Here is a 338-nt window from a genome sequence, read left to right as displayed (position 1 = left end):
ATGGTGCATCCGGGAGGATTCGAACCTCCGACCGCTCGGTTCGTAGCCGAGTACTCTATCCAGCTGAGCTACGGATGCATAGGAAAACTTGCTTTACTGCCGATATTGATATCGTGATAAGCGATATCAAGTAAGAGATGGTGCATCCGGGAGGATTACTCGGCTGCGCCTCGCCCTGCGGGCCGCTGCTAAAGCAACGTTATCCTCCCTGGTGCTCGCGATTATCTCGCAGACCATGAAACAACAGTTTGCTGTTGCCTCGGAGAAGATGGTGCATCCGGGAGGATTCGAACCTCCGACCGCTCGGTTCGTAGCCGAGTACTCTATCCAGCTGAGCT

General features: G+C 54.4%; 1 tRNA gene. It reads right to left on the bottom strand.

Annotation, left to right across the window (positions count from 1 at the left end):
- Nucleotide 1 precedes the first annotated feature (1 nt).
- Nucleotides 2–78 (bottom strand) — tRNA-Arg (locus OGY09_RS01020).
- Nucleotides 79–338: the final 260 nt, after the last annotated feature.

It is taken from the genome of Citrobacter sp. Cpo071 (assembly GCF_030332765.1).
In the GTDB taxonomy this organism is placed as follows: Bacteria; Pseudomonadota; Gammaproteobacteria; order Enterobacterales; family Enterobacteriaceae; genus Citrobacter; species Citrobacter portucalensis.
Note: the sequence above shows the minus strand (reverse complement) of the source record. Positions and strands in the feature narration are given on the sequence as shown.